The following is a 21,004-nucleotide window of genomic DNA, read 5'->3' as shown; positions in this document are numbered from 1 at the left end:
CCGCTTCTTCGGACCAGGAGTCCTGATGTCCTACACCGTTCTCGACAACATCGTCGCCCTCGCCGACGACATCCGCGCCGGCGCCGAAGAGTCCGATTCGCTCGGCCGGCTGACCGACGGTATGGCCAAGCAGCTGAAGGGGGCCGGTCTCATCCGGCTGCTGCAGCGCAAGAAGTACAACGGCTTCGAGGCGCACCCGCGTGAGTTCGCCGAGACCGTCATGAAGACCGCGAGCATCTACGGCTCCGCCGGCTGGGTCGGCGGCATCGTCGGCGTGCATCCCTGGCAGCTCGCCTTCGCCGACCCGAAGGTGCAGGAGGAAGTCCTCGGCACTGACGGCGACACCTGGCAGGCCTCGCCCTACATGCCCGGCGGCGTCGCGGTGCCTGCCGACGGTGGCTACATCCTGAACGGGCGGTGGCAGTTCTCCTCGGGCACCGACCACTGCGACTGGATCTTCCTCGGCGCCATGATCGGCGGCCCGGACGGCAAGCCGCTGATGCCACCGCAGGGACTGCACGTGATCCTGCCCCGCTCCGACTACGAGATCATCGCCGACTCCTGGGACGTGGTCGGCCTGCGGGGCACCGGCAGCAAGGACATCGTCGTCAAGGACGCGTTCATCCCGAGCTACCGCGTGATGGATTCGGCGAAGGTCATGGACGGCACCGCTGCGAAGGAGTACGGCGTCACCGAGACGCTGTACAAGATGCCGTGGTCCACCATGTTCCCACTCGGCATCACCTCGGCGACGATCGGCATTTGCGAGGGCGTGCTCGCGGCCGGCGTCGCCTACCAGCGCAATCGCGTCGGCGCCACCGGCACCGTCGTCAAGGACGACCCGTACGTGCTGCACGCGCTGGGCGAGTCCGCCTCCGAGATCGACGCCGCCCGTCAGCAGTTGCTCGCCAACGTCGACCGCATCTACGACAGTGTCGACCGGGGCGAGGAGATCGACTTCGAGACCCGCGCCCGGGTGCGCCGGGACCAGGCACGGGCCGCGTGGCGCGCGGTCCGCGCCGCCGACGAGATCTTCGACCGGGCCGGTGGCAACGCGCTGCGTATGGACAACCCGCTGCAACGGTTCTGGCGCGACGCGCACGCGGGCCTGCACCACGCCATCCACGTCACGAGCACCACCTACCACGCCGCCGCGATGGCGTCGCTGGGCGTGGAGGTCCCGCCGGGACCGCTGCGCGTGATGATCTGACCGGTTCGAAAGGAACGCGAGCAACGATGACCGAAATCAAGGGGCTCGGCTACGTCCGGGTTCTCGCCACCGACATGGATCGCTGGCGCGAACTCGGCTTCGAGGTACTGGGATTCGCTCCGGGCTTCGGCCCGGAGGAGGATGCCCTGCACTTCCGGATGGATGAGCGACCGGCCCGCATCACCGTCGAGCGCGGTGAGGTCGACCGGGTCACCGCCGTCGGCTGGGAGGTGCGGGACGGACTCGCGTTGCGCCGACTGGCCGAGCACCTGCGGGGCGCCGGGTTCGAGATCACCCCGATGCCGCAGGACCTGGCCGACCGCCGCAAGGTCGAGGCCGGATTCAGTATGAAGGATCCCGGCGGTACGCCGCTCGAGTTCTTCCACGGCCCGGTCCTGGAGCACAGCCCGGTGCTGACCAAGTACGGCCAGCGTTTCGTCACAGGACAGCAGGGCATGGGCCATGTGGTTATGCCGACGACCAACTTCGACGAGTCGTTCGCCTTCTACAACGAGACGCTGGGCTTCCTGTCCCGTGGCGCATTCCGGATGCCCACTCCGCCGGAGGCGCCGCCGATGCGGATCCGGTTCATGGGTGTCAACCAGCGCCACCACAGCTTGGCGATCATGCCCAGCCTGGCGGGCCGCGATCCGGGCCTGATCCACGTGATGGTCGAGGTCGACGAACTCGACGCGGTCGGCCGCGCCTACGACCAGGTGCTGGCCCGGGACTTCCCGGTGTCCTCCACGTTGGGCAGGCACACCAACGACAAGATGATCTCCTTCTACGTCCGGGTGCCCGGCGGCTGGGACATCGAGTACGGCTACGGCGGCAAGCTCGTCGACGAGAGCTACTACACCGCCGAAGAGATCACCGCGGACAGCTACTGGGGCCACGAGTGGATGTGGATGCGGGAGATGAAGGAAGCCCAGAAACAGGCGGCGCAGCAGACCGCGGATGCCACGGGAGAGACGGTCGGCGCCTGAGGCACGACCGGAACCGGATGATCAGCGCCGGGGTGGGCGTGTGCCGCCCCGGCGCCCCGCGGGCTCGCGGAACCCGAGGACCGCTGGATGGGAGCGCACCGTCCCGGAAGCGATTGCGCGACTTACGGTGTGGCTTCAGCCGACGACAACCTCATCGAGGGAAGTGAATCAAGTGACAACTCAGGACAGCGATTTCGACGCCGTCGTCGTCGGGGCGGGGATCTCCGGCTTGTACGCGGTGCACAAGCTGCGCGGACGCGGAATGCGCGTGCACGGCTTCGAATCCGCCGAGGGTGTGGGCGGCACCTGGTACCACAACCGGTACCCCGGCGCCCGCTGCGACGTCGAGAGCATCGACTACTCCTACTCCTTCGACGAGGAACTGCAACAGGAGTGGACCTGGTCGGAGCGGTTCGCGACCCAGGAGGAGATCCTGCGCTACCTCGATCACGTCGCCGACCGGCACGATCTGCGCTCGGCGTACGAATTCCTGACCCGGGTGACCTCCGCCCTCTACGACGAGCAGGCCCGCCGGTGGACCATCTCCACCGACACCGGCCGCACCGCGACCGCGCGCTTCTGCATCCTGGCCACCGGCGTGCTGTCCGCGACGAACAAGCCCGACATTCCGGGCCGCGACACCTTCACCGGCGAGATCTACCACACCGGCGAATGGCCGCACGAGCCCGTCGATCTGAGCGGCAAGCGGATCGGCGTCATCGGCACCGGCTCCTCCGCCATCCAGGCCATCCCGGTGATCGCCGAGCAGGCCGAGCACCTCTACGTCTTCCAGCGCACGCCGAACTACTCGATTCCGGCCGGCAACCGCCCGCTGGATCCGCAATTCATCGCCGAGGTCAAGGCGAACTACGCCGAGCGCCGCCGCCTTTCCCGGCTCAGCGGCGGCGGCACACCGAACAGCCCGTACCCGAAGAGCGCGCTGGAGATCGATGCCGCCGAGCGGACCCGGATCTACGACGAATGGTGGCAACGCGGCGGCTACCTGTTCGCCAAGGCGTTCCCGGACCAGACGACGAATCTGGCCGCCAACGACACCGCGCGCGAGTACGTCGAGGCCAAGATCCGCGAGATGGTGCGCGACCAGCAGCTCGCCGATCAGCTGATTCCGAACGATCACCCGATCGGCACCAAGCGCATCGTCACCGACAGCGGCTACTTCCAGACCTACAACCGCGACAACGTCACCCTCGTGAACCTGCGGCGCACCCCGATCGAGGAGATCACCGAGACCGGGGTGCGGACCACGGCGGAGTCCTACGACCTCGACGTGCTGATCTTCGCGACGGGCTTCGACGCCATGACCGGGTCGCTGTCGCGGATCGACATCCGCGGCCGCGACGGCCGGGAACTGCGCGAGCAGTGGGCGGCGGGCCCCCGGACCTATCTCGGCCTCGCGGTGGCCGGGTTCCCCAACATGTTCATCCTCGCCGGCCCCGGCAGCCCCAGCGTGCTGGCCAACATGGTGCTGATGGCCGAGCAGCACGTGGATTGGATCGCGGGCTGCCTGAACCATCTCGATGAGCACGGCTTCGACACCGTCGAGGCGAGCGAGCAGGCCGTCGACGAGTGGGTGGCCGAGTGCAACGCCAAGGCCGCGGGCACCTTGTTCCCCACCGCGAATTCCTGGTACATGGGCGCGAACATCCCCGGAAAGCCGCGCGTGTTCATGCCCTACATCGGCGGGTTCGGCAATTACAACGCGTTCTGCGCCGAGGTGGCCGCCGCCGGATACAAGGGCTTCGAACTGGATGGCGCCCCGGCGCCCGCAGCCGGCTGATTCCCTACCAACGACGAGAAGGACGTGATCGACATGGGCGGACAGCGACGGTCCGACCTGCACCCGGACGTCGAGGCGATGCTCGCGGCGCTGGAGTCGTTCCCCGACGTGACAAAGCACGAAGCGGCCGAACTGCGCGAGATCATCGTGTCCCGGCGCGCCCCGCTGACCCGGCTGCCGCGGATGCAGCGGGCCGAGGACCGGCTGATCGAGGGCCCCGGTGGTGACCTGGCGGTACGGGTCTACGTGCCCGAGGTGCAGCAGGGTGCCCCGCTGCCGGTGGTGGTCTTCGCGCACGGCGGCGGATTCGTCTTCTGCGATCTGGACAGCCACGACGAGTTCTGCCGGTCGATGGCCGCCGCGGTCGGCGCCGTGGTCGTCTCGGTGGACTACCGGCGCGCACCGGAGAGCCCCGGACCCGCGGCGATGGAGGATGTGTACGCGGCCGTGGTCTGGGCCACTGACAACGTGGCCGAGTTCGGCGGCGACCCGGAACGGATCGCGGTGGCCGGCGACAGCGCGGGCGGCAATCTCGCGGCCACGGTGAGCCTGGCCGCACGCGACCGCGGCGGACCGCGGATCGCCGCGCAGATCATGCTCTACCCGGTCATCGACGACGACTTCACCACCGAGTCCTACCAGCGCTACGGCGAGGGCTATTACAACACCACCTCGGCGATGCGCTGGTACTGGCAGCAGTACGCGCCGAACGGCACCGACAGTCCCTACCTGGTGCCCAGTAAGGCCGAATCGCTGGCCGGGCTGCCGCCCGCAGTGGTCGCCACTGCCGAGCTGGACCCACCCTGCTCGGCAGGGGAGGACTACGCCCGCCTGCTCGCTGCCGCCGGTGTCCCGGTCACCGCGCACCGCTTCGACGGTCTGTTCCATGGATTCCTGACTTTCCCGAGCCTGTCACTGACCGGCCCCGCGCGAGAACTGGTCTGGAAGCTGATGCGCGACGTGCTGGAGGTGTCATGACACCGCGACTCGAGGGCCGTAAGGCCTTGGTCACCGGCAGCAGCCGGGGGATAGGCCGGGCCATCGCGCAGCGGCTGGCCGCCGAAGGCGCGACCGTCGCGGTCACCGCGCGCTCGCTGAACCCGAGCCCGTCGGTCCGGGACGGCGAGACCCATGTGCTCTCCGGCACCCTGGCCGAGACCGTGCAGCTGATCGAGGCGGCCGGGGGCCGGGCGATCGCCGTCCCCGCCGACTTGGAGGACGCCGAGCAACGCGCCGCGCTGGTCGATCGAGTGGCCGGACAACTCGGCGGGCTGGACATCCTGGTCAACAACGCGGGTTTCGCCGATTACAGCGTGATCGAGAAGATGAGCGACGCGACCTTCCATCGCACCGTCGCGCACTACCTCGAGGTGCCGTTCGTGCTCACCCGCGCCGCGATCCCGCACCTGCGGGAGCAGGGCGGCGGCTGGATCGTCAACATCGGCTCGTCCACCGGGCTCAGCCCCATTCGGCCGTTCCGCGAGTACAACAAGACCTCCGGCGACGTCGTGTACGCCTCGGTCAAGGCCGCGCTGCACCGCTTCACCCAGGGGCTGGCGGCCGAGCTGCTCGATGACGGCATCGCGGTCAACGCGGTGGGGCCCTCGACGGCGATCATGACTCCCGGCGCGGCGACGCTGCTGCCGGAGGGCTACGACACCGAGCCGGTGGAGTACCTGGCGCAGACGGTGCTGGAGATGTGCACCGCCCCGGCCGCCGAGCGCACCGGGCTGGTCGCCTTCAGCCTGCACTACCCGTACGCGACGAACATCCCTGTGTGCTCACTCGACGGCCGCAGCGAGCTGCCGCGGCGGGAACCGCCCGCCTGGGCGAACCCGAACATCCTGCCGGAGGGCGCGTGATGGGCGCCGTCGCACGAGAACGCTTCGCGCACGGCACCGCCGTCGTCACCGGCGCGGCGGCGGGCATCGGCCGGGGTCTGGCCGAGCACCTCGGAGCACTCGGTATGACCGTGGTCGTCGCCGACATCGACGACGCCCGCGCCGCCGCGGTGGCCGCCGAGATCGTCGCGCACGGAGGCGCCGCGGAAGGATTCGGGGTCGACGTCTCCGACGAGGACGAGGTCGAGGCGATGGCCGCGACGATCTTCACCCGGCACGGCAGCGTCGAACTGCTGATCAACAATGCCGGGATCGAGTCGGCGGGCCTGCTGTGGGAGATCGATTCCACCCGGTGGCGCAGACTGATGCAGATCAACGTGGACGGCGTCTTCTACTGCCTGAAGTCGTTCGTGCCGCGCATGATCGCGTCCGGCACCCCAGCCTGCGTGGCCAACCTGTCCTCGGTCGGCGGCCTCAACACCGTCGCCGTGCAGTCGCCGTACATCGTCAGCAAATTCGCCGTGCAGGCGATGACCGAGTGCCTGCACCAGGATCTGTCGGTCGTCGGCGCTCCCATCCAGGTCAGCGCTGTGGTGCCGCACTCGATCCGCAGCGAGATCTTCCTCGCCGCCCAGCGCGATGCGCCCACCACCAATCCCACCGCAAACGCCGTGTTCGCCGCCATGCAGCGGGACAACGTGGAGAAGGGACTCGACCCGCTCGAGGCCGCCGAGCACATGATCGAGCAGATCGCTCGCGGCGATTTCTGGGTCTTCTCCGACGACACGATGTGCACCGCCTCGGCGACCCGGCGCAGCGAACAGCTGCGCACCCTCAGCCCGCCCGCGAATCCCCGCGACATGCTCGCCCGGATGGGCGTTCCACTTCCGGAAGGTAGCTCATGACCGACACCGCCGTCGCCGGCGTCTCCGCCACGTCCGAAGCCGCTCTGCACCAGGCCATCGCGGAGTGCGAACCGGCCCCGCTGCTGATGTCGCTGGTGCATGTGACCGGCGACACCGGGCTGCTCGACGAGTTCGGCGCGCGCCTGACGATCGAGGAGCCGGGCAACCACTACCGCACCGGGACCCGCCCGACAGTGCCGCCGGGCACCTACCCCGAGGACATCGCCGCGGAGATCCGCGCCCGGGCCCGCGAGGTGCTGACGCCGGACGCTGTTGCCGCGCTGAAGGTTCCGGATGACGACCTGTTCCGCCGGATGGCCACGATCTGCACCGCACAGCGAGTGGACGCCGAATTCGTCCCTATCCTGCTGGAGCAGGCCGGGTTCACCGAGGACCGCCGTCACGTCCCGGTGACGGTGACGCCACCCGCCGACTTCGAGGTCATCGTGATCGGCGCCGGGATCGTCGGCATCAACGCCGCGATCAAGCTGGGAAAAGCGGGTTTCCCGTACACCGTTTTCGAGGAACGCGACGACATCGGCGGCACCTGGCACCGCAACACCTACCCGGGCGCCGCGGTGGACACCCCGAGCCACTACTACTCCTACTCGTTCGAGCTGAACCCGGACTGGACGCGCTACTACCCGACCGGCCCGGAGTACCAGAACTACCTGCTCGGCGTGGTCGAGAAGTACCGCCTGCGCGAGCACATCCGGTTCGGCACCCGCGTGCGGTCGGCGACCTGGCTGGAGAACGAGAACCGCTGGGAGGTGGTGACCGAGGACCGCGACGGCGCCATCTCCCGGCACCGGGCCCGCGCCGTCGTCACCGCGCTGGGCATGCTCAACGCGCCCAACATCCCGGACGTACCGGGCATGGACACCTTCGCGGGCACCGTGGTGCACACCGCGAACTGGGACACCGGGCTCGACCTGCGCGGCAAACGAGTCGTGGTGCTGGGCACCGGCTGCACCTCGGTGCAGGTGGTGGCCAGCATCGTCGACGAGGTGGAATCCCTCGACGTAGTTGTGCGCAGCCCGCACTGGCTGGTGCCGGAGAAGGCCGTCGGCGGCGACGTGCCGGAGGGCGAGAAGTGGGCGATGACCCACCTGCCCTTTTATGATCGCTGGTTCCGGCTGCGCACCTACTGGTTCGCTTCTGACAACCTGTATCCGCTGCCGCGGATCGACAAGGAGTGGGCCGCCACGCACCTGTCCGCCTCACCGGCTAACGACATGGTGTTGCGCACCGCGCAGGAGTACCTGCAGAAGAGCTTCCCGGACCGGCCCGACCTGATCGAGAAGCTGACCCCGGACTTCCGCCCGTACGCCAAGCGGATCGTCAAGGATCCCGGCTTCTTCGCGGCGCTGAACCGCGAGCACGTGACCCTGCATCGCGCCTCGTTCCGCGAGATCACCCCGGACGGGGTGCACACCACCGACGGCGAGTTCGTCTCGGCCGACGTGATCATCCTGGCTACCGGGTTCAAGCTGCAGTTCACCACCACCATCGACATCATCGGCCGGGACGGCCGGAAGCTGGCCAACGTATGGAAAGGCGGCGAGGACCCGCGCGCCTATCTGGGCGTGCAGGTGGCGGGGTTCCCTAACCTTTTCGTCACCGCGGGCCCCAATTCGGCGCCCAATCATGGTGCGGGCCACAACATCACCGGCGAGGAACAGGTCCACTACCTGATCGAGTGCCTGCAGTACCTGCTGGAGAACGACCATGCCGCCATGGAGGTCACCCAGGAGGCGCTGGACGACTACAACCGCCGTGTCGACGAGGCACTCGACGAGACGGTCTGGGTGCATCCGGGCGCGGAGGTCAACGGGTACTACCGCAACAGCGCGGGCCGGGCTGTCGTGCCGTGCCCGTGGCGCCTCGTCGACTACTGGACGATGCTGCGCGAGCCGCATCCCGAAGATCTGACCTTCATCTCCCACTGAAAGGCCCGGTCGTGACCACAGCCCAGGTCCCCGATGTGCTGGCTCCGGCCGATCTCGGCCCGGTGCGGCTGCGCAACCGGATCATCAAGTCCGCCACCTTCGAGCACATGGCGCCCGGCGCGCTGGTCAGCGACCAGCTCGTCGAATTCCACCGGGAGGTCGCCGCGGGCGGCGTCGGCATGACGGCCGTCGCCTACTGCGCGGTGGCCCCGGAGGGTCGCACCGAGGCCGACCAGATCTGGATGCGCGATGAGGCGGTGCCGGGCCTGCGCCGGCTCACCGACGCGGTACACGCGGAGGGTGCGGCAGCCTCGGCGCAGATCGGTCATGCCGGGCCGGCCGCCGGCGCGAAGTCCAACGGCCTGTCGGCGCTGTCTGTCTCTCGGCGGATCAGCCCGATGGGCTCGCAGGTCACCCACGCCGCCCCCCTGGCCGACATCGCCCGCATCCGCACTGCGCACGGCACCGCTACCCGGCTCGCCATCGAGTCCGGTTTCGACGCCGTGGAGATCCACTTCGGGCACAACTACTTCGCCAGCTCCTTCCTGAGCCCGGTGCTGAACAAGCGCAAGGACACCTACGGCGGGTCGCTGCGCAACCGGGCTCGGCTGGTGCGCGAGGTGGCCGCCGAGGTCCGCGAGGCATCCGGCGGCCGGATCGCGGTGCTGGCCAAGCTGAACATGGACGACGGGGTGCCGGGTGGCTTCTGGCTCGACGAGGCGGTGCGGGTCGCGCGGTGGCTCGAGGAAGACGGCAGCCTCGACGCCATCGAGCTGACCATCGGCAGCTCGCTGCTGAACCCGATGTACCTGTTCAAAGGCGACGCACCACTGGCCGAGTTCGCCGCGGTGATGTCGCCGTTGATGAAGTTCGGCGTCAAGATGGCCGGCAAGTTTTTCCTGCACAGCTACCCCTACCACGACCTTTTCATGCTGGACGCGGCCCGGCAGATCCGGGCCGCCGTCTCGATGCCGCTGGTTCTGCTGGGCGGCATCACCGACAAGGCCGCGATGGACACCGCGATGGCAGAGGGGTTCGAGGTTCGTGGCGATGGCACGGGCGCTGTTGCGCGAGCCCGACCTGATCAACAAGATCCAGGCCGATCACGACGCGAAGTCATTGTGCATCCACTGCAACAAGTGCATGCCCACGATCTTCTACGACACCCACTGCGTGCTGGCGAAGCCGCGGGCGGTTCCCCTCGCCGACCCGGTGCTGCGGGCCGTGGGCGCTGCGGCGGGTGTTCCGGCCAACGGGAGAGGCCCGGCTCCGGCGTGAGTTGGGCCGATACCGTCACCGCGTGTGTTCGTCGACCCATGAGGAGCAGGGGATGACCTCCATCGGCAGCGGAATCGCAACGGCGGCTGCGGACCTTCCGGAACTCGATCCGGCGCTGATGCGCACCGTGCTCGGGCACTTCGCCACCGGCGTCGTCGCGATCACCGGCATCGATCCGGAGACCGCGGCCCCGACCGGCCTGGCCGCGAACTCGTTCACGTCGGTGTCGCTGGACCCGCCGCTGGTCGCCTTCTGTGTGGCCGCGACCAGCACCTCCTGGCCGCGGGTCCGGGCGGCCGGTCACTACACGGTGAACATCCTCTCCGAGGTCCAGGAGCCGGTGTGCCGGCAGCTGGCGGCGCGCGGGGCCGAGAAGTTCCGGGGCATCGAGTGGCAGCCGTCGCCTGCCGGGGCGCCGATTCTGACCGACTGCCTGGCCTGGATCGAGGCCGAGATGGAGGCCGAGCATCCGGCGGGTGACCACACCATCGTGGTCTCGCGGGTGCGCCACCTGTATGCCTCCGACCTGGCGCCGCTGATCTTCTTCCGCGGCCGCTACGGCGGTGTCGGCGCGGCGGGATCGCGATGACCATGCGCCCGATCGACTGCGAGCGCTGCGGCCAGCGCGTGCTGATCGAGAAGTTCAGCCCCGCCCACACCTCGGTGCAGTGGACCGGGGACGCAGGCCGGTGCCCGGTGATCGCGGCCCAGAACCGCGGAGTCGGGCACCAGGAACGCGGCTGCGAGGTGCTGCACCGCACCATCGACCGCGCGGTGCGCGAGCAGGCGCTGCCCGAGTCCCGCATCGAACTCCCCACCGGCGACGCCATCCCGCGGCTGCACTGAGCCGCGCGGCGGCGAGCTGGAAAGGTGTGCCGCTCATCGGGATTCCGGGTCCGGAGCCGACCGCCGCGGTGGCAGGGTCGAGCCATGAGTACACCGGTCGAAACTCGAGTCATTCCCGAGCTGCGGGAACTTTCCACCGAGCATGGCGTGCTGCGTTACCGCGAAAGCGGCGACGGCCCGCCCCTGCTCCTGCTGCACGGCTCCGGCCCGGGGGTCACTGGATGGCGCAACTTCGGCAACAATGTCCCTGCCTTCGCGCAGCACTACCGGACGCTGGTGCTGGAGTTCCCCGGCTTCGGGGTCAGCGACGACTTCGGCGCCCCACACCCGATGATGTCCGCTCAGCGGGCGGTCGGCGCCTTCCTCGACGGGCTGGGCCTGGACCGGGTGCGGATCGTCGGCAATTCCATGGGCGGCTTCGTCGCCACCGATTTCGCGCTGGGCGCCCCCGAACGGGTCGACCGGCTGGTCACCATCGGCGGGATCGGGACGCCCTTGTTCAGTGCCTACCCGGGCGAGGGGATCGTCCGGCTGAGCGAGTTCGTCGAGAATCCGACTCGGGAAGCCCTGATCGCCTGGCTGCACTCGATGGTCTACGACCCGGCGCTGGTGACCGAGGAGCTGATCGAGCAGCGTTGGGAGCAGGCCACCGATCCGGCGACGCTGGAGAACTCGCGCCGCATGTACGGCCGCGCGGCGCTGGCGCGGATGGCGGAGGCGGCCCGGGCCGCGGAGACGCCGGGCTGGGCGAAGCTGGGCCGGATCACGGCGCCGGTGCTGGTCACCTGGGGCCGCGACGACCGGGTTTCCCCGGTCGACATGGCACTGCTGCCTATGCGCACGCTGCGCAACGGGGAGATCCACATCTTCCCGAACTGTGGGCACTGGGTGATGATCGAGCAGAAGAAGGCATGGGAAGCCGTGGTGCTGGCTTTCCTATCCCGCTGACCCTTTCCCCACGGCCCCAGCCCTACCAGGCGACCGGCGGGATCCTGGCGCCGTGTCGATGACCGGCGCCGGGATCGCGCAGAAACTATGGCAGACCCGGTCCTTGACGATCTGCTCCGGGCATTCCGGATCGAACCACCGGTCCACGTGTCCCCAGTGGATCGGGTGGTGCATGTACGGCCCGAGCAGCGCGTCCACGTCGGCGAACTCCTGCTCCCACACGTGCGTCCACTGTGAGGCGCCGGTGGCCTGCCGCACCGGGCTCAGCTGCCAGGCCAGGATGGCCGGGATGTGCACCGGCATCTGCAGCGTGGCGTGCTCGAAGCGGCGCACCTCGGCCGGGTCGGCCGCGGCGTCCACGCGCAGCAGCAGAGTCCGGTAGAGCCGCGGCGCGCCTGCGTCCCACCGGCGTCCGGCGCGGTCGTCGGCCGCGCTCTCGTACTCGACGGCGTCGACGTGGCGGATCGCGGGCCCGGAGGTGGCCTCGTCGATCGCGCCGCGGTGCCGTGCCCACTCCGCCTCGGAATCGAATTGCAGGTGCGCAAGCACGTCTCCGCCGTTGCGCACGCCGGGCAGGGTGCGGGCGGCCAGCGTGTGCCGCGCGCCGGCGGACTCCGCGGCCGCCGTGATGTGCTTGACGGTGACCGCGGCGGTCATCTCGTCGCCGGGATCGGTCAGATGCAGCAGGCGGGTCACCTTATACATCGCACAGTCCTTCCACGTCCTCGAAGCGGCTCGCCGTCGAGCGGGAGCGCTCGAGGATCATCGGGGCCATCGATTCCCACCACCGCATCGGCGCGGGGTCGTGCCTGCCGCCGACCGCGGCGGCCCACCACGCCGCCGTGCCCGATACGGTCCAGGTGGCGGTAACGGTGTTCGTCTCACCCTCGATCCAGACCGGCGGGCTGACCAGGATCCGCTCCAGGGTCAAGCCCCGGGCCCGCGCGCCGGGGACGTATCCGGCGAGGTAGGCGTCGATGAACGCCCGTGCGGTCCCGGGTCTGAGCACGACTCGGTCGATGATGTAGAGGGTGGGATCGTCCATGCACTCGAACGTAGGCACTGGGCCGATGACCGACGGCGCGCCGTCCCAGTGGCCGGGAGACGGTGGCCCCGAGTGGTGTTGCCGCCCTTGTAGGCTGCCGATCGTGACCGCCCACAAGGATTCCTACCCCAATCTGCCGGCGACGAGCTGGGCGGTGCTGGGCATGCTGTCCTTCGGTGAGGAACTGACGGGCAACGACCTGAAGAAGTGGGCGGACTGGAGTATCGGCTTCTTCTACTGGAGCCCTTCGGTCAGCCAGGTCTACGCGGAGCTGAAAAAGCTCGAGGAGCTCGCGCTGGTGCGGTCCCGCCTGGTCGCCGACGAAGGGGTGCGCGGCCGGCGGCTGTATGGCATCACCGATGTCGGGCTGCGCGCACTGCGCAACTGGTCCCGGGACGCCGGGGTGGACATGCCGGTGCTGAAGCACGGTGTGATGCTGCGACTCTGGATGGGTCATCTGCACGATCCGGATCACCTGAAGCGGATCGTCCACACCCACATCGAGAACCTGCGCGAGCAGGCGCAGCGGGCCGCGCGGCACGCCGACCGCTCCGAGCCGGAGCCGGGGTGGGCGTTCACCCAGATGAGTTTGCGGTGGTCGCAGCGCTACTTCGAGGCCGAGATCACGCTGGCCGAGCAGTTGCTGGAGGACATCGACGCGGCGGCGGCACGTTACCGGGAGTCGGCGGTGCGCGACGAGAACGATCTGCCGGTGCCACGCCATCCGGGGATCTGGCGCACAGTGGGGGAGGACTGAGCCCGGCGGGGCGCGGTCCGCGGCGGGTCAGCCTTCGGCGAGCACGCTGGGGGCTGTGGGTAGCGAGCGCAGGATGTTGCGGCGCTGCAGGGTCGGGGTGACGCGCATCCCGGAGGTCATGCTGCGCCAGATGGCATGCGCGGTCAGCTGCACCGGCGTGGTCATCCGGCTGTCGAAGGTCATCCGGGTCAGCGGCCCGCAGATGGACACCGCGGTGGTCGTCTCGCCGGACGGGCCGATCGGGGCGGCGATACAGCCGAAACCGGGCAGTGCGCCGTTGCGTTCGATCGCATAGCCGAGCTCGCGGATCAGCGCGTCGCCCGGCTCGTCCTTCCCGACCGCGGCCAGCAGGGCCTTGCCCAGCGCCGACTTCGAGGCGGGCAGCCGCCCACCGACCCGGGTCGGAACATGCGCGGCGAGGCGACCGCCGATCTTGTCGAGGTACACCACGTCGGCGCCGTCGAGCACCGCTAGGTGCACCACCATGCCGGTGGCGCGGTAAAGGTGCTGTAGGTGCTCGACGGAGGCGGCGTGGACCCGGTCCTGGTGCACAGCGAGCGAGCCGAGTTCGACCAGCCGGATGCCGAGGCTGTAGTTGCGGCCCTCTCGGCGCAACCACCGGAGCTGGACCAGCCGATCCAGCATCCGATGCGCCGAGGAGCGCGGCAGGCCCGTCCGTGCGACGACCTCCGCCAGCCCCAGGCTCTCACGCCCGTCGAAGGCGTCGAGGACGAGCGACAACCGGTCGAGCAGGGCGCTGGGGGTGTTCGCCTCATCGGGCCGCATGTCCTGCACGATCGTCATGCGCTGACTCCTTCGTCATCCGTGCCACTACTCTGACATGGCAATTTCTAATAGGAAATGCTGCCATACCCGCAGCGGTCTGTGAAGCAGGTCACGAAGGAATGGTGGCTATCGGCGGTCCTTCGGCGTTTTCCGCGGGCCCGCGCTCGCCACCGGACAGCGCGTGCGAAGCGGCCGAACATCTTCATGGGTTCGGCACCCGCCGACCGCAACCGCACGTTGCGGCCCGGCGCCGTCGGTGGCCGAAGTGGCCGGAGAGGACGGAAGTGGCCGGAGAGGAAAAGAGAGCCCTGTGAACGACCACCAGATGGACGAATTCGACGTTGCCAGAAGGACGTACGAACCTCTGACGCAATCGGTGCGCCGGCTCGTCGACACCACCATCCGCACCGAGGTCGACGAGAACACAGTGACCAAGGCACGCGTTCTGATCGAGGAGGCATGTCGGCTGCTGTCCGAAAAGCTGGTCCCCGGCTCGTTCGGCGTTCGGCAGTCCGGCGATGGCCGTGTTATGCCGTGGGGCAATGTCGCGATCGGTCTGCGCAACCCGGTCGCGCCGCCGCTGGTGATCCACCGGGCGCCGGACGGCTCGGTGTGGTGCGAGGCCGACCTCGGCGCCGCCTACGAGGGCCCGCCCCGCTGCGTGCACGGCGGTATCACCGCGCTCGTCCTCGATCAGTTGCTCGGCGCCACGGCGCACCGGCTCGGAGAGCCCGCCTTCACCGGCACCCTCACCGTGCGGTATCTGCGCCCGACACCCCTCGGCCGGGTTCAGGGGATGGCGCGAGTGGAGCGGCACGAGGGAGTCAAGACGTTCGCGACCGGACAGATCACCGTCGCCGGAGACGTGACGGTGATGGCCGAAGGCGTCTTCATTCGGCCCCGGATGCATCCGTAGCCGCGTTTGTCCCAGTCACCGGGAGATGCCCTTCGAAGGCAACGCCGCGGTGAACACATAATCCGTCCGCCGCATCCATCGGTGATGTGGCTCACGCGAGGACCTTCGTTGTGTCGGGGACCACCCGGTGCGGCCTCGCCTTCGGAAGGAGAACCAGATCATGAGAATTGGTGGTCTGAGTCGTCAGCGGCGCGCTGCCGCCGCGATCGGCGCCGTCGTGTTGTGCACCGCCCTCGCGGCGACGGGATGCGCAGGCGACGACGAGTCGAAGAACAGTGCGGTGGCCGGGGCGTCGACCACATCGCTGCCGGATGATGCGGCGACCGGTGCACCGGTCCGGATCGGCTTCGTGTCCACCGAGGGCGGCCCCGCGGTGTCGATCCCGGAGATGCGCCAAGGCGCCGAGGCCGCCGCCGAGTACATCAACAAGAACGGCGGCGGCATCGCGGGCCGGCCGATCGAGCTGGTGGTGTGCAAGCAGCAGGAGGAGCCGACCTCGGCGACGAAGTGCGCCAACGACTTCGTGGAGCAGAAGGTGGCCGCCGTGCTCTCCCCGGGCACCGGACAGGGCGGCACCATCCTGCCGATCGTCGCCGGCGCCGGCATTCCCTACATCACTCTCAACGGGGTCTCCGCGCAGGAACTCACCTCACCGGACTCCGCGGCGCTCTCCGCGGGCCTTCCCGGCACCATCACCGCGATGGCGGCAGCCGCCAAGGGCAAGGGCATGAGGAGCTTCGCCCTTTTCGCCAGTGACGGCGGCGGCTTCGGCGCGATCGTCGACGCGATCGGCAAGCCGGTGTTCCAGGCGGCCCAGGTCGAACTGAAGGTGGTTCCGCTCCCGGTCGGTATTCCCGATCCCACGGCGACGGTCACCTCCGGACTGTCCGGCAACCCGGACGGGGTCGGCGTCATCGCCGACGCCGCGACCTGCGCCTCGGTGTACAAGGCCGTGCAGACCACGGATCCGAGCGCGCAGAAGGTCTACATCCCGGTCTGTCTCGACCCGAACGTCACCAAGATCATCGGCATGGACGCCGTGCGGGGCAGCATCGGCATCACCGCGACCGACTATCTGTCGGACCGGCCGGACTCGGTCCTGTACCGCTCGGTGCTGCGGAACTACGCCCCCGAGCTGAACATCACCGGGGCCGCCTCGTCCGGTTACCAGGTCGTGATGGCCTTCGCCTTGGCCGCCGACGGCATCCAGGGCGAAGTGAACCCGGCGAGCATCAAGGCGGCGTTGCGCACCGCGCGGAACGTCGAAATGCCCGCCGGTGGCGGCATCACCTTCACCTGCGACGGCACCGCCATGCCGCAGATGGCGTCGATCTGTTCCCGTCAGATGCTGTACGGCCAGATCAACGACCAGGGTGTACCGGTGAACCTCACGGTGACCGGATAGCCGACGCCGCAACAGTATTCGGCCGGAGAGATCAGCCATGACAGACCATCTTTCGTTCCTGGTGCTCGGCCTCGGCAACGGGGCAGTTTACGCCGCGCTCGGGCTCGCGCTCGTGATGACTTTCAAGAGCTCCGGGGTGGTGAACTTCGCGACCGGCACCGTCGCGCTCTACGCCGCCTACACCTACGCGCTGCTGCGCAAGGGTGAGCTGCTGGTGCCGATACCCGGACTGCCCGACACGATCGACCTCGGGTCGCCGCTCGGCGCCGGACCTGCCATCGCGATCTCTCTGGCCGTCTCGGCCCTGCTCGGGGTGCTGTGCTATGCCCTGGTCTTCCGCCCGCTGCGCACCGCGCCCGTGGTGGCGAAGGCGGTCGCCTCGATCGGCCTGATCATCGTGATCCAGGCCCTGATCGCCCAGAAAGCGGGCACCGACCTCGTCGCCGTCCAGCCGATCTTCGCGCTGGACACCTTCCGGGTCGGTGAGCGCACGGTGCCCGCCGACCGCATCTACCTGGCGGTGTCGATCGTCGCGCTGGCCGTGGTAGCGGCGCTGGTCTTCCGCTTCACCCGGTTCGGCACGGCGACCGAGGCGGCGGCCGAATCCGAGAAGGGCGCCTACCTGACCGGGCTGTCGCCCGATCGGATCGCGTTCGCCAACTGGGCGTTGTCATCGCTGGTCGCCGGTCTCGCCGGTGTCCTCATCGCCCCGCTTGTGGCGCTGAACCCGATCGCCTACTCGCTGTTCATCGTCCCGGCTCTCGCGGCCACCCTGGTCGGTAACTTCAGTTCCATCTGGCTGACCCTGACCGCGGGCCTGGCCATCGGCGCGCTCCAAGCCGAGGCCACCAACTTGCAGGGACTCTACGACTGGTGGCCGAGATCGGGGACCGCCGAGGCGATCTCGCTGCTGCTGATCCTCGGCTTCCTGCTCGTGAAGGGCCGCCCGCTGCCCGATCGAGGCTCGGTCATACACAAGACGCTGGGCCGGGCCCCGCGTCCGGACCGCATCCTCGTGCCGGTCGTGATCGCGCTCGCCGTCACGTTCATCGCGCTGCTGGCAACCTCGGGCAGCTACCGGGCCGCGATCGTCAGCAGCATCATCTTCGCGGTGCTCGCGCTCTCCCAGGTGGTCGTCACCGGTTACGCCGGCCAGGTGTCGCTGGCCCAGCTCACCCTCGCGGGGGTATCGGCCTACATGCTGAGCGTGCTGAACCAACACCTCGGCATTTCCTTCCCGTTCGCCCCGATCCTGGCCGCGCTGTTCGCCACCCTGATCGGCGTGGTCGTCGGACTGCCCGCACTGCGCGTGCGAGGTCTGCCGCTGACCGTGGTGACCCTCGCGCTCGCGGTATTCGTCGAGGCGTTCTGGTTCCGCAACGCCGATCTCAACGGCGGCGTGGCGGGCGCCCCCATCGACACGCCCCGACCGTTCGGCATCGACCTGGGGATCGGAGCCGGCGAGTCGTACCCGCGCCTGGCCTTCGCCCTGCTGTGCCTGGCCGTGCTCACCGCCGTCGGGCTCGCCGTCGCCCGGCTGCGGCTCAGCAGCCTCGGCACCGACATGCTCGCGGTACGGGCCAACGAGCGCTCTGCCGCGGCCGCCGGCATCGACGTGGCCCGGACCAAGCTGATCACCTTCGGGATCGGCGCCTTCATCGCCGGGCTGTGCGGCGCTCTGATGGGCTACCAGCAGACCCAGGCCGCCTACGAGCCGTTCACGGTCTTCCTCGGGATCTCGCTGTTCGCCACCTTCTACGTCGCGGGCATCACCTCCATCACCGGCGCGATCCTCGCCGGGGTACTTGCACCGGGCGGAATTATGTTCCTGCTGGTCGAGCGCCTTCTGGGCGGCGGCGACTACTACACGGTCTTCAGCGGCATCCTGCTCATCGTGACCGTCATGGCAAACCCGGACGGCATCGCGAGCAAGCTGCCGCGGATTCCGTGGCCCGCACTCCGGCGCCTGGGCTCGGCGGGCGACCTCCCGGACCTGCCCGCCGCGGCGCGGGTGGTCCCCGACCGGGCCGAGCCGATCCTGTCGGTGCGCGACATCGGTGTCACCTACGGCGCGGTCAAGGCCGCCACGGACGTCACCTTCGACGTGTGTCCCGGCGAGATCGTCGGGCTCATCGGTCCCAACGGCGCGGGCAAGACCACGGTCATCGACGCGGTCACCGGCTTCGCCGCCGCGACCGGTTCGGTGACACTGGCCGGCACGGTACTGGCCGAGAAGCCGCCGCACGCGCGCAGCCGGGCCGGACTCGGGCGCAGCTTCCAGGACGTGGAGTTGTACGACGATCTCACCGTCGCCGAGAACGTCAGGGTCGGTGCGGCGCGATCGCGATCGGAACAGTCTGTGGCACAGCGTGTTTCGCGCACGCTCGCGGTACTCGGGCTCGGCGACCTCGCCGATCGGGACGCCGGGCTGCTGTCCCAGGGACAGCGCCAGTTGGTGTCGATGGCACGGGTCCTCGCGGCCGAACCGGTGGTCGCCCTGCTGGATGAGCCGGCGGCCGGTCTGGACAGCGCCGAGAGCCGGTGGCTGGGCGAGAAACTGCGCGCAGTCGCCGACGACGGCACCGGAATCCTGCTGGTCGATCACGACATGGAGCTGGTGCTGACGGTGTGCGACCGGGTCATCGTGCTGGACCTGGGCACCGTCATCGCCACCGGGACACCCGAGGAGATCCGTGCCCATCCCGAGGTGCTCCGGGCCTACCTCGGAGTGCCCGCCGACACCGTCGACCTCGATCACGAAGCGGTCCCGGAACTGCACGTCCGCCCGCACAGCACGCAGGAGGCTCCGCTGTGACCACGTTGGAATGCCGCGGTGTCACCGGCGGCTATCTGAAGGAACGCCCCTGCGTGCGCGAGATCGATCTGACCCTCGAGCCGGGCGAGATCACCTGCCTGCTCGGCCCGAACGGCGCGGGCAAGACCACCCTGCTCGAGACTCTGGCCGGGCTGCTTCCGCGCACAGGCGGCGAGGTCCGGGTCGGCGATCGGGAGGTGCGCAGCGGCCGTCCGCGGGATGCGGTGCGCGCCGGGATGGTGCTGGTTCCCGACGACCGGGCGCTGTTCCGGCAGCTGACCACGCGGCAGAACCTTCAGCTCGCGATCGCCGAGCGGTCGCGGCGGCGCTCCGGGCTGGAGCAGGTGCTCGCGTACTTCCCCGCGCTGGAGAAGCGGCTGTCGGTCGAGGCCGGTCGCCTCTCCGGCGGTGAGCAGCAGATGCTGGCCATCGGCCGGGCCGTCCTGCAGCGGCCCGCGGTGCTACTCATCGACGAGCTGAGCATGGGCCTGGCCCCGGTCATCGTCACCGAGATCCTGGACGTGCTGAAGCGACTCGCCGCCGCCGAGGGCACCAGCGTGCTGCTGGTAGAGCAGCACGTGCACTTGGCGCTCGGCATCGCCGACAACGCCGCCGTGCTGGTGCACGGGCGGATCGCCGATCAGGGCACCGCGGTGGAGCTGCGCGATGATCCCGGTCGGATCGAGCGCGCCTACCTCGGCACCGATGCGGCCCCGGTCGCTTCCTGAAGCAGGCATAACGGCCGCGAGTCACCGCGCCATGCGGTGGCTCGCGGCCATTGTCCGTGGTCGGCTCACGGGCTCGCGGGAGTGTCGGCGGCAACAGAAGCCGGCCCAAGGGAAAGCCGGGCCGGCACGAGACGCCGGCCCGCGAGACGCCGCCCCACACGAGCAGCTGGCCGCATGGGAAGCCGACGCGCGGAACGCGAACCCACACGCGCGCGTGGCGGGCCACCGCTTCTCGCGGTGCCCCGCCTCGGCGCCAAAGGACAAGGTCAGGAGGCTCCGGCCGCGGCGGCCTGCTGCGTGCACCACGCGAGTTCGTCCTCGCTGAGCGTGCCCAGCTCCATGGCGCGCTGAATCCACTCTGGGACCAGCTTGACGAACTCGGCGGGGTCGTAGATGTCCTCCTCCTTGGAGAACTTCCCGTCCCCGGCGTAGGTGAGGATGCTGATGTTGTCCGCGCCTCGCTGCGAGCCGTCGCCCGGATCGCGCATCAGGTTGTTCAGCTTCACCACGATCACGCCGTTGACGTCGTCGATCAGGTGCCAGTAGGCGGGGAACGAGGTCATCGCGGCACCGGGGAACTTCGCCAGCGTCGGCTCGACCCAGGCCCAGATGGCGTCACGGCCCTTCAGCACGCCGACCATCTGCTCGTGGTACTCGGCATCGGGAGTGAACAGGTCCACGAATTCGCGCCAGCTGCCCTCACCCGAGGCGGCGCGCGCGACCGTCGAGTGCCACTTCTCGTAGGCGGTTTCCAGTTCTTCTCTGCTCCAGGTGCTGCTCATGCCCGGACG

Annotated in this window: 19 protein-coding genes and 1 pseudogene; 16 read left to right on the top strand and 4 right to left on the bottom strand. The window is 69.3% G+C overall.

Annotated features, from left to right (window positions below):
• The first annotated feature begins 25 nt into the window (after positions 1-25).
• From ACZ6DL_RS21975 to ACZ6DL_RS21925, 11 genes and pseudogenes are all read left to right on the top strand, one after another.
• Positions 26-1,210 (top strand): acyl-CoA dehydrogenase family protein, encoded by a 1,185-nt coding sequence (locus ACZ6DL_RS21975; RefSeq protein ID WP_466053672.1) that lies wholly within the window; start codon positions 26-28, stop codon positions 1,208-1,210.
• 26 nt (positions 1,211-1,236) lie between these two features.
• Positions 1,237-2,196: a VOC family protein gene (locus ACZ6DL_RS21970; protein ID WP_466053670.1), complete on the top strand. Its 960-nt coding sequence runs from the start codon at positions 1,237-1,239 to the stop codon at positions 2,194-2,196.
• Positions 2,197-2,368: 172 nt separating this feature from the next.
• Positions 2,369-3,994, top strand: a complete 1,626-nt coding sequence (locus ACZ6DL_RS21965; protein WP_466053668.1) for a flavin-containing monooxygenase — start codon at positions 2,369-2,371, stop codon at positions 3,992-3,994.
• A gap of 33 nt (positions 3,995-4,027) precedes the next feature.
• Positions 4,028-4,972: an alpha/beta hydrolase gene (locus ACZ6DL_RS21960; RefSeq protein WP_466053666.1), complete on the top strand. Its 945-nt coding sequence runs from the start codon at positions 4,028-4,030 to the stop codon at positions 4,970-4,972.
• A complete protein-coding gene (locus tag ACZ6DL_RS21955; RefSeq protein ID WP_466053664.1) occupies positions 4,969-5,856 on the top strand; it encodes an SDR family NAD(P)-dependent oxidoreductase in 888 nt (295 codons plus the stop codon). Before ACZ6DL_RS21960 ends, ACZ6DL_RS21955 begins: the two co-directional genes overlap by 4 nt.
• Positions 5,856-6,740, top strand: coding sequence for an SDR family NAD(P)-dependent oxidoreductase (locus ACZ6DL_RS21950; protein ID WP_466053662.1), 885 nt, complete (start codon positions 5,856-5,858; stop codon positions 6,738-6,740). Before ACZ6DL_RS21955 ends, ACZ6DL_RS21950 begins: the two co-directional genes overlap by 1 nt.
• A complete protein-coding gene (locus ACZ6DL_RS21945; RefSeq protein WP_466053660.1) occupies positions 6,737-8,689 on the top strand; it encodes a flavin-containing monooxygenase in 1,953 nt (650 codons plus the stop codon). Before ACZ6DL_RS21950 ends, ACZ6DL_RS21945 begins: the two co-directional genes overlap by 4 nt.
• 11 nt (positions 8,690-8,700) lie before the next feature.
• Positions 8,701-9,967: pseudogene (locus ACZ6DL_RS21940) on the top strand (NADH:flavin oxidoreductase).
• 52 nt (positions 9,968-10,019) lie between these two features.
• Entirely contained in the window at positions 10,020-10,556 is a 537-nt protein-coding gene (locus ACZ6DL_RS21935) for a flavin reductase family protein (RefSeq protein WP_466053658.1), read from the top strand.
• Positions 10,553-10,813: a hypothetical protein gene (locus ACZ6DL_RS21930; RefSeq protein WP_466053656.1), complete on the top strand. Its 261-nt coding sequence runs from the start codon at positions 10,553-10,555 to the stop codon at positions 10,811-10,813. The genes ACZ6DL_RS21935 and ACZ6DL_RS21930 overlap by 4 nt, the downstream gene beginning before the upstream one ends.
• An 84-nt stretch (positions 10,814-10,897) precedes the next feature.
• Positions 10,898-11,761 (top strand): alpha/beta fold hydrolase, encoded by an 864-nt coding sequence (locus tag ACZ6DL_RS21925; RefSeq protein ID WP_466053654.1) that lies wholly within the window; start codon positions 10,898-10,900, stop codon positions 11,759-11,761.
• On the opposite strand, the gene ACZ6DL_RS21920 is transcribed toward ACZ6DL_RS21925, so the two are convergent.
• Together ACZ6DL_RS21920 and ACZ6DL_RS21915 are read right to left on the bottom strand one after the other, a co-directional pair.
• Positions 11,750-12,466: a Dabb family protein gene (locus ACZ6DL_RS21920; RefSeq protein WP_466053652.1), complete on the bottom strand. Its 717-nt coding sequence runs from the start codon at positions 12,464-12,466 to the stop codon at positions 11,750-11,752. The genes ACZ6DL_RS21925 and ACZ6DL_RS21920 overlap by 12 nt on opposite strands.
• Positions 12,459-12,806 (bottom strand): hypothetical protein, encoded by a 348-nt coding sequence (locus tag ACZ6DL_RS21915; protein ID WP_396982245.1) that lies wholly within the window; start codon positions 12,804-12,806, stop codon positions 12,459-12,461. Before ACZ6DL_RS21915 ends, ACZ6DL_RS21920 begins: the two co-directional genes overlap by 8 nt.
• Positions 12,807-12,969: 163 nt before the next feature.
• On the opposite strand from ACZ6DL_RS21915, the gene ACZ6DL_RS21910 reads away from it, so the two are divergent.
• Entirely contained in the window at positions 12,970-13,563 is a 594-nt protein-coding gene (locus tag ACZ6DL_RS21910; protein ID WP_396982706.1) for a PadR family transcriptional regulator, read from the top strand.
• A gap of 27 nt (positions 13,564-13,590) precedes the next feature.
• Here the strand turns inward: ACZ6DL_RS21910 and ACZ6DL_RS21905 are convergent, their stop codons facing one another.
• Positions 13,591-14,367: an IclR family transcriptional regulator gene (locus ACZ6DL_RS21905; RefSeq protein ID WP_396982243.1), complete on the bottom strand. Its 777-nt coding sequence runs from the start codon at positions 14,365-14,367 to the stop codon at positions 13,591-13,593.
• 307 nt (positions 14,368-14,674) lie between these two features.
• Between ACZ6DL_RS21905 and ACZ6DL_RS21900 the strand changes: the two genes are divergently transcribed.
• From ACZ6DL_RS21900 to ACZ6DL_RS21885, 4 genes are all read left to right on the top strand, one after another.
• Complete coding sequence (locus tag ACZ6DL_RS21900; RefSeq protein ID WP_466053792.1) at positions 14,675-15,265, top strand: PaaI family thioesterase; 591 nt, start codon at positions 14,675-14,677, stop codon at positions 15,263-15,265.
• Between the two features lie 160 nt (positions 15,266-15,425).
• Positions 15,426-16,670: an ABC transporter substrate-binding protein gene (locus ACZ6DL_RS21895; RefSeq protein WP_466053650.1), complete on the top strand. Its 1,245-nt coding sequence runs from the start codon at positions 15,426-15,428 to the stop codon at positions 16,668-16,670.
• A 37-nt stretch (positions 16,671-16,707) separates the two neighbouring features.
• A complete protein-coding gene (locus ACZ6DL_RS21890; protein WP_466053648.1) occupies positions 16,708-19,485 on the top strand; it encodes an ABC transporter permease subunit in 2,778 nt (925 codons plus the stop codon).
• Positions 19,482-20,213 (top strand): ABC transporter ATP-binding protein, encoded by a 732-nt coding sequence (locus tag ACZ6DL_RS21885; protein WP_466053646.1) that lies wholly within the window; start codon positions 19,482-19,484, stop codon positions 20,211-20,213. Before ACZ6DL_RS21890 ends, ACZ6DL_RS21885 begins: the two co-directional genes overlap by 4 nt.
• A 266-nt stretch (positions 20,214-20,479) precedes the next feature.
• Here the strand turns inward: ACZ6DL_RS21885 and ACZ6DL_RS21880 are convergent, their stop codons facing one another.
• Positions 20,480-20,995 (bottom strand): nuclear transport factor 2 family protein, encoded by a 516-nt coding sequence (locus ACZ6DL_RS21880; protein ID WP_466053644.1) that lies wholly within the window; start codon positions 20,993-20,995, stop codon positions 20,480-20,482.
• Between the last annotated feature and the right edge of the window lie 9 nt (positions 20,996-21,004).

It is taken from the genome of Nocardia sp. NPDC041819, assembly GCF_055590505.1.
The sequence above is the reverse complement of the archived record's forward strand: the minus strand, read 5'-3'. Positions and strand labels throughout refer to the sequence as shown.

Bases quoted from the DNA above. Each gene is read 5' to 3' on its own strand.
- ACZ6DL_RS21930 (WP_466053656.1), top strand. From the start codon at position 10,553: ATGACCATGCGCCCGATCGACTGCGAGCGCTGCGGCCAGCGCGTGCTG.
- ACZ6DL_RS21910 (WP_396982706.1), top strand. From the start codon at position 12,970: ATGCTGTCCTTCGGTGAGGAACTGACGGGCAACGACCTGAAGAAGTGG.
- ACZ6DL_RS21975 (WP_466053672.1), top strand. From the start codon at position 26: ATGTCCTACACCGTTCTCGACAACATCGTCGCCCTCGCCGACGACATC.
- ACZ6DL_RS21880 (WP_466053644.1), bottom strand. From the start codon at position 20,995: ATGAGCAGCACCTGGAGCAGAGAAGAACTGGAAACCGCCTACGAGAAG.
- ACZ6DL_RS21925 (WP_466053654.1), top strand. From the start codon at position 10,898: ATGAGTACACCGGTCGAAACTCGAGTCATTCCCGAGCTGCGGGAACTT.
- ACZ6DL_RS21950 (WP_466053662.1), top strand. From the start codon at position 5,856: ATGGGCGCCGTCGCACGAGAACGCTTCGCGCACGGCACCGCCGTCGTC.
- ACZ6DL_RS21905 (WP_396982243.1), bottom strand. From the start codon at position 14,367: ATGACGATCGTGCAGGACATGCGGCCCGATGAGGCGAACACCCCCAGC.
- ACZ6DL_RS21895 (WP_466053650.1), top strand. From the start codon at position 15,426: ATGAGAATTGGTGGTCTGAGTCGTCAGCGGCGCGCTGCCGCCGCGATC.
- ACZ6DL_RS21890 (WP_466053648.1), top strand. From the start codon at position 16,708: ATGACAGACCATCTTTCGTTCCTGGTGCTCGGCCTCGGCAACGGGGCA.
- ACZ6DL_RS21900 (WP_466053792.1), top strand. From the start codon at position 14,675: ATGGACGAATTCGACGTTGCCAGAAGGACGTACGAACCTCTGACGCAA.
- ACZ6DL_RS21915 (WP_396982245.1), bottom strand. From the start codon at position 12,806: ATGGACGATCCCACCCTCTACATCATCGACCGAGTCGTGCTCAGACCC.
- ACZ6DL_RS21945 (WP_466053660.1), top strand. From the start codon at position 6,737: ATGACCGACACCGCCGTCGCCGGCGTCTCCGCCACGTCCGAAGCCGCT.
- ACZ6DL_RS21955 (WP_466053664.1), top strand. From the start codon at position 4,969: ATGACACCGCGACTCGAGGGCCGTAAGGCCTTGGTCACCGGCAGCAGC.
- ACZ6DL_RS21935 (WP_466053658.1), top strand. From the start codon at position 10,020: ATGACCTCCATCGGCAGCGGAATCGCAACGGCGGCTGCGGACCTTCCG.
- ACZ6DL_RS21920 (WP_466053652.1), bottom strand. From the start codon at position 12,466: ATGTATAAGGTGACCCGCCTGCTGCATCTGACCGATCCCGGCGACGAG.
- ACZ6DL_RS21960 (WP_466053666.1), top strand. From the start codon at position 4,028: ATGGGCGGACAGCGACGGTCCGACCTGCACCCGGACGTCGAGGCGATG.
- ACZ6DL_RS21970 (WP_466053670.1), top strand. From the start codon at position 1,237: ATGACCGAAATCAAGGGGCTCGGCTACGTCCGGGTTCTCGCCACCGAC.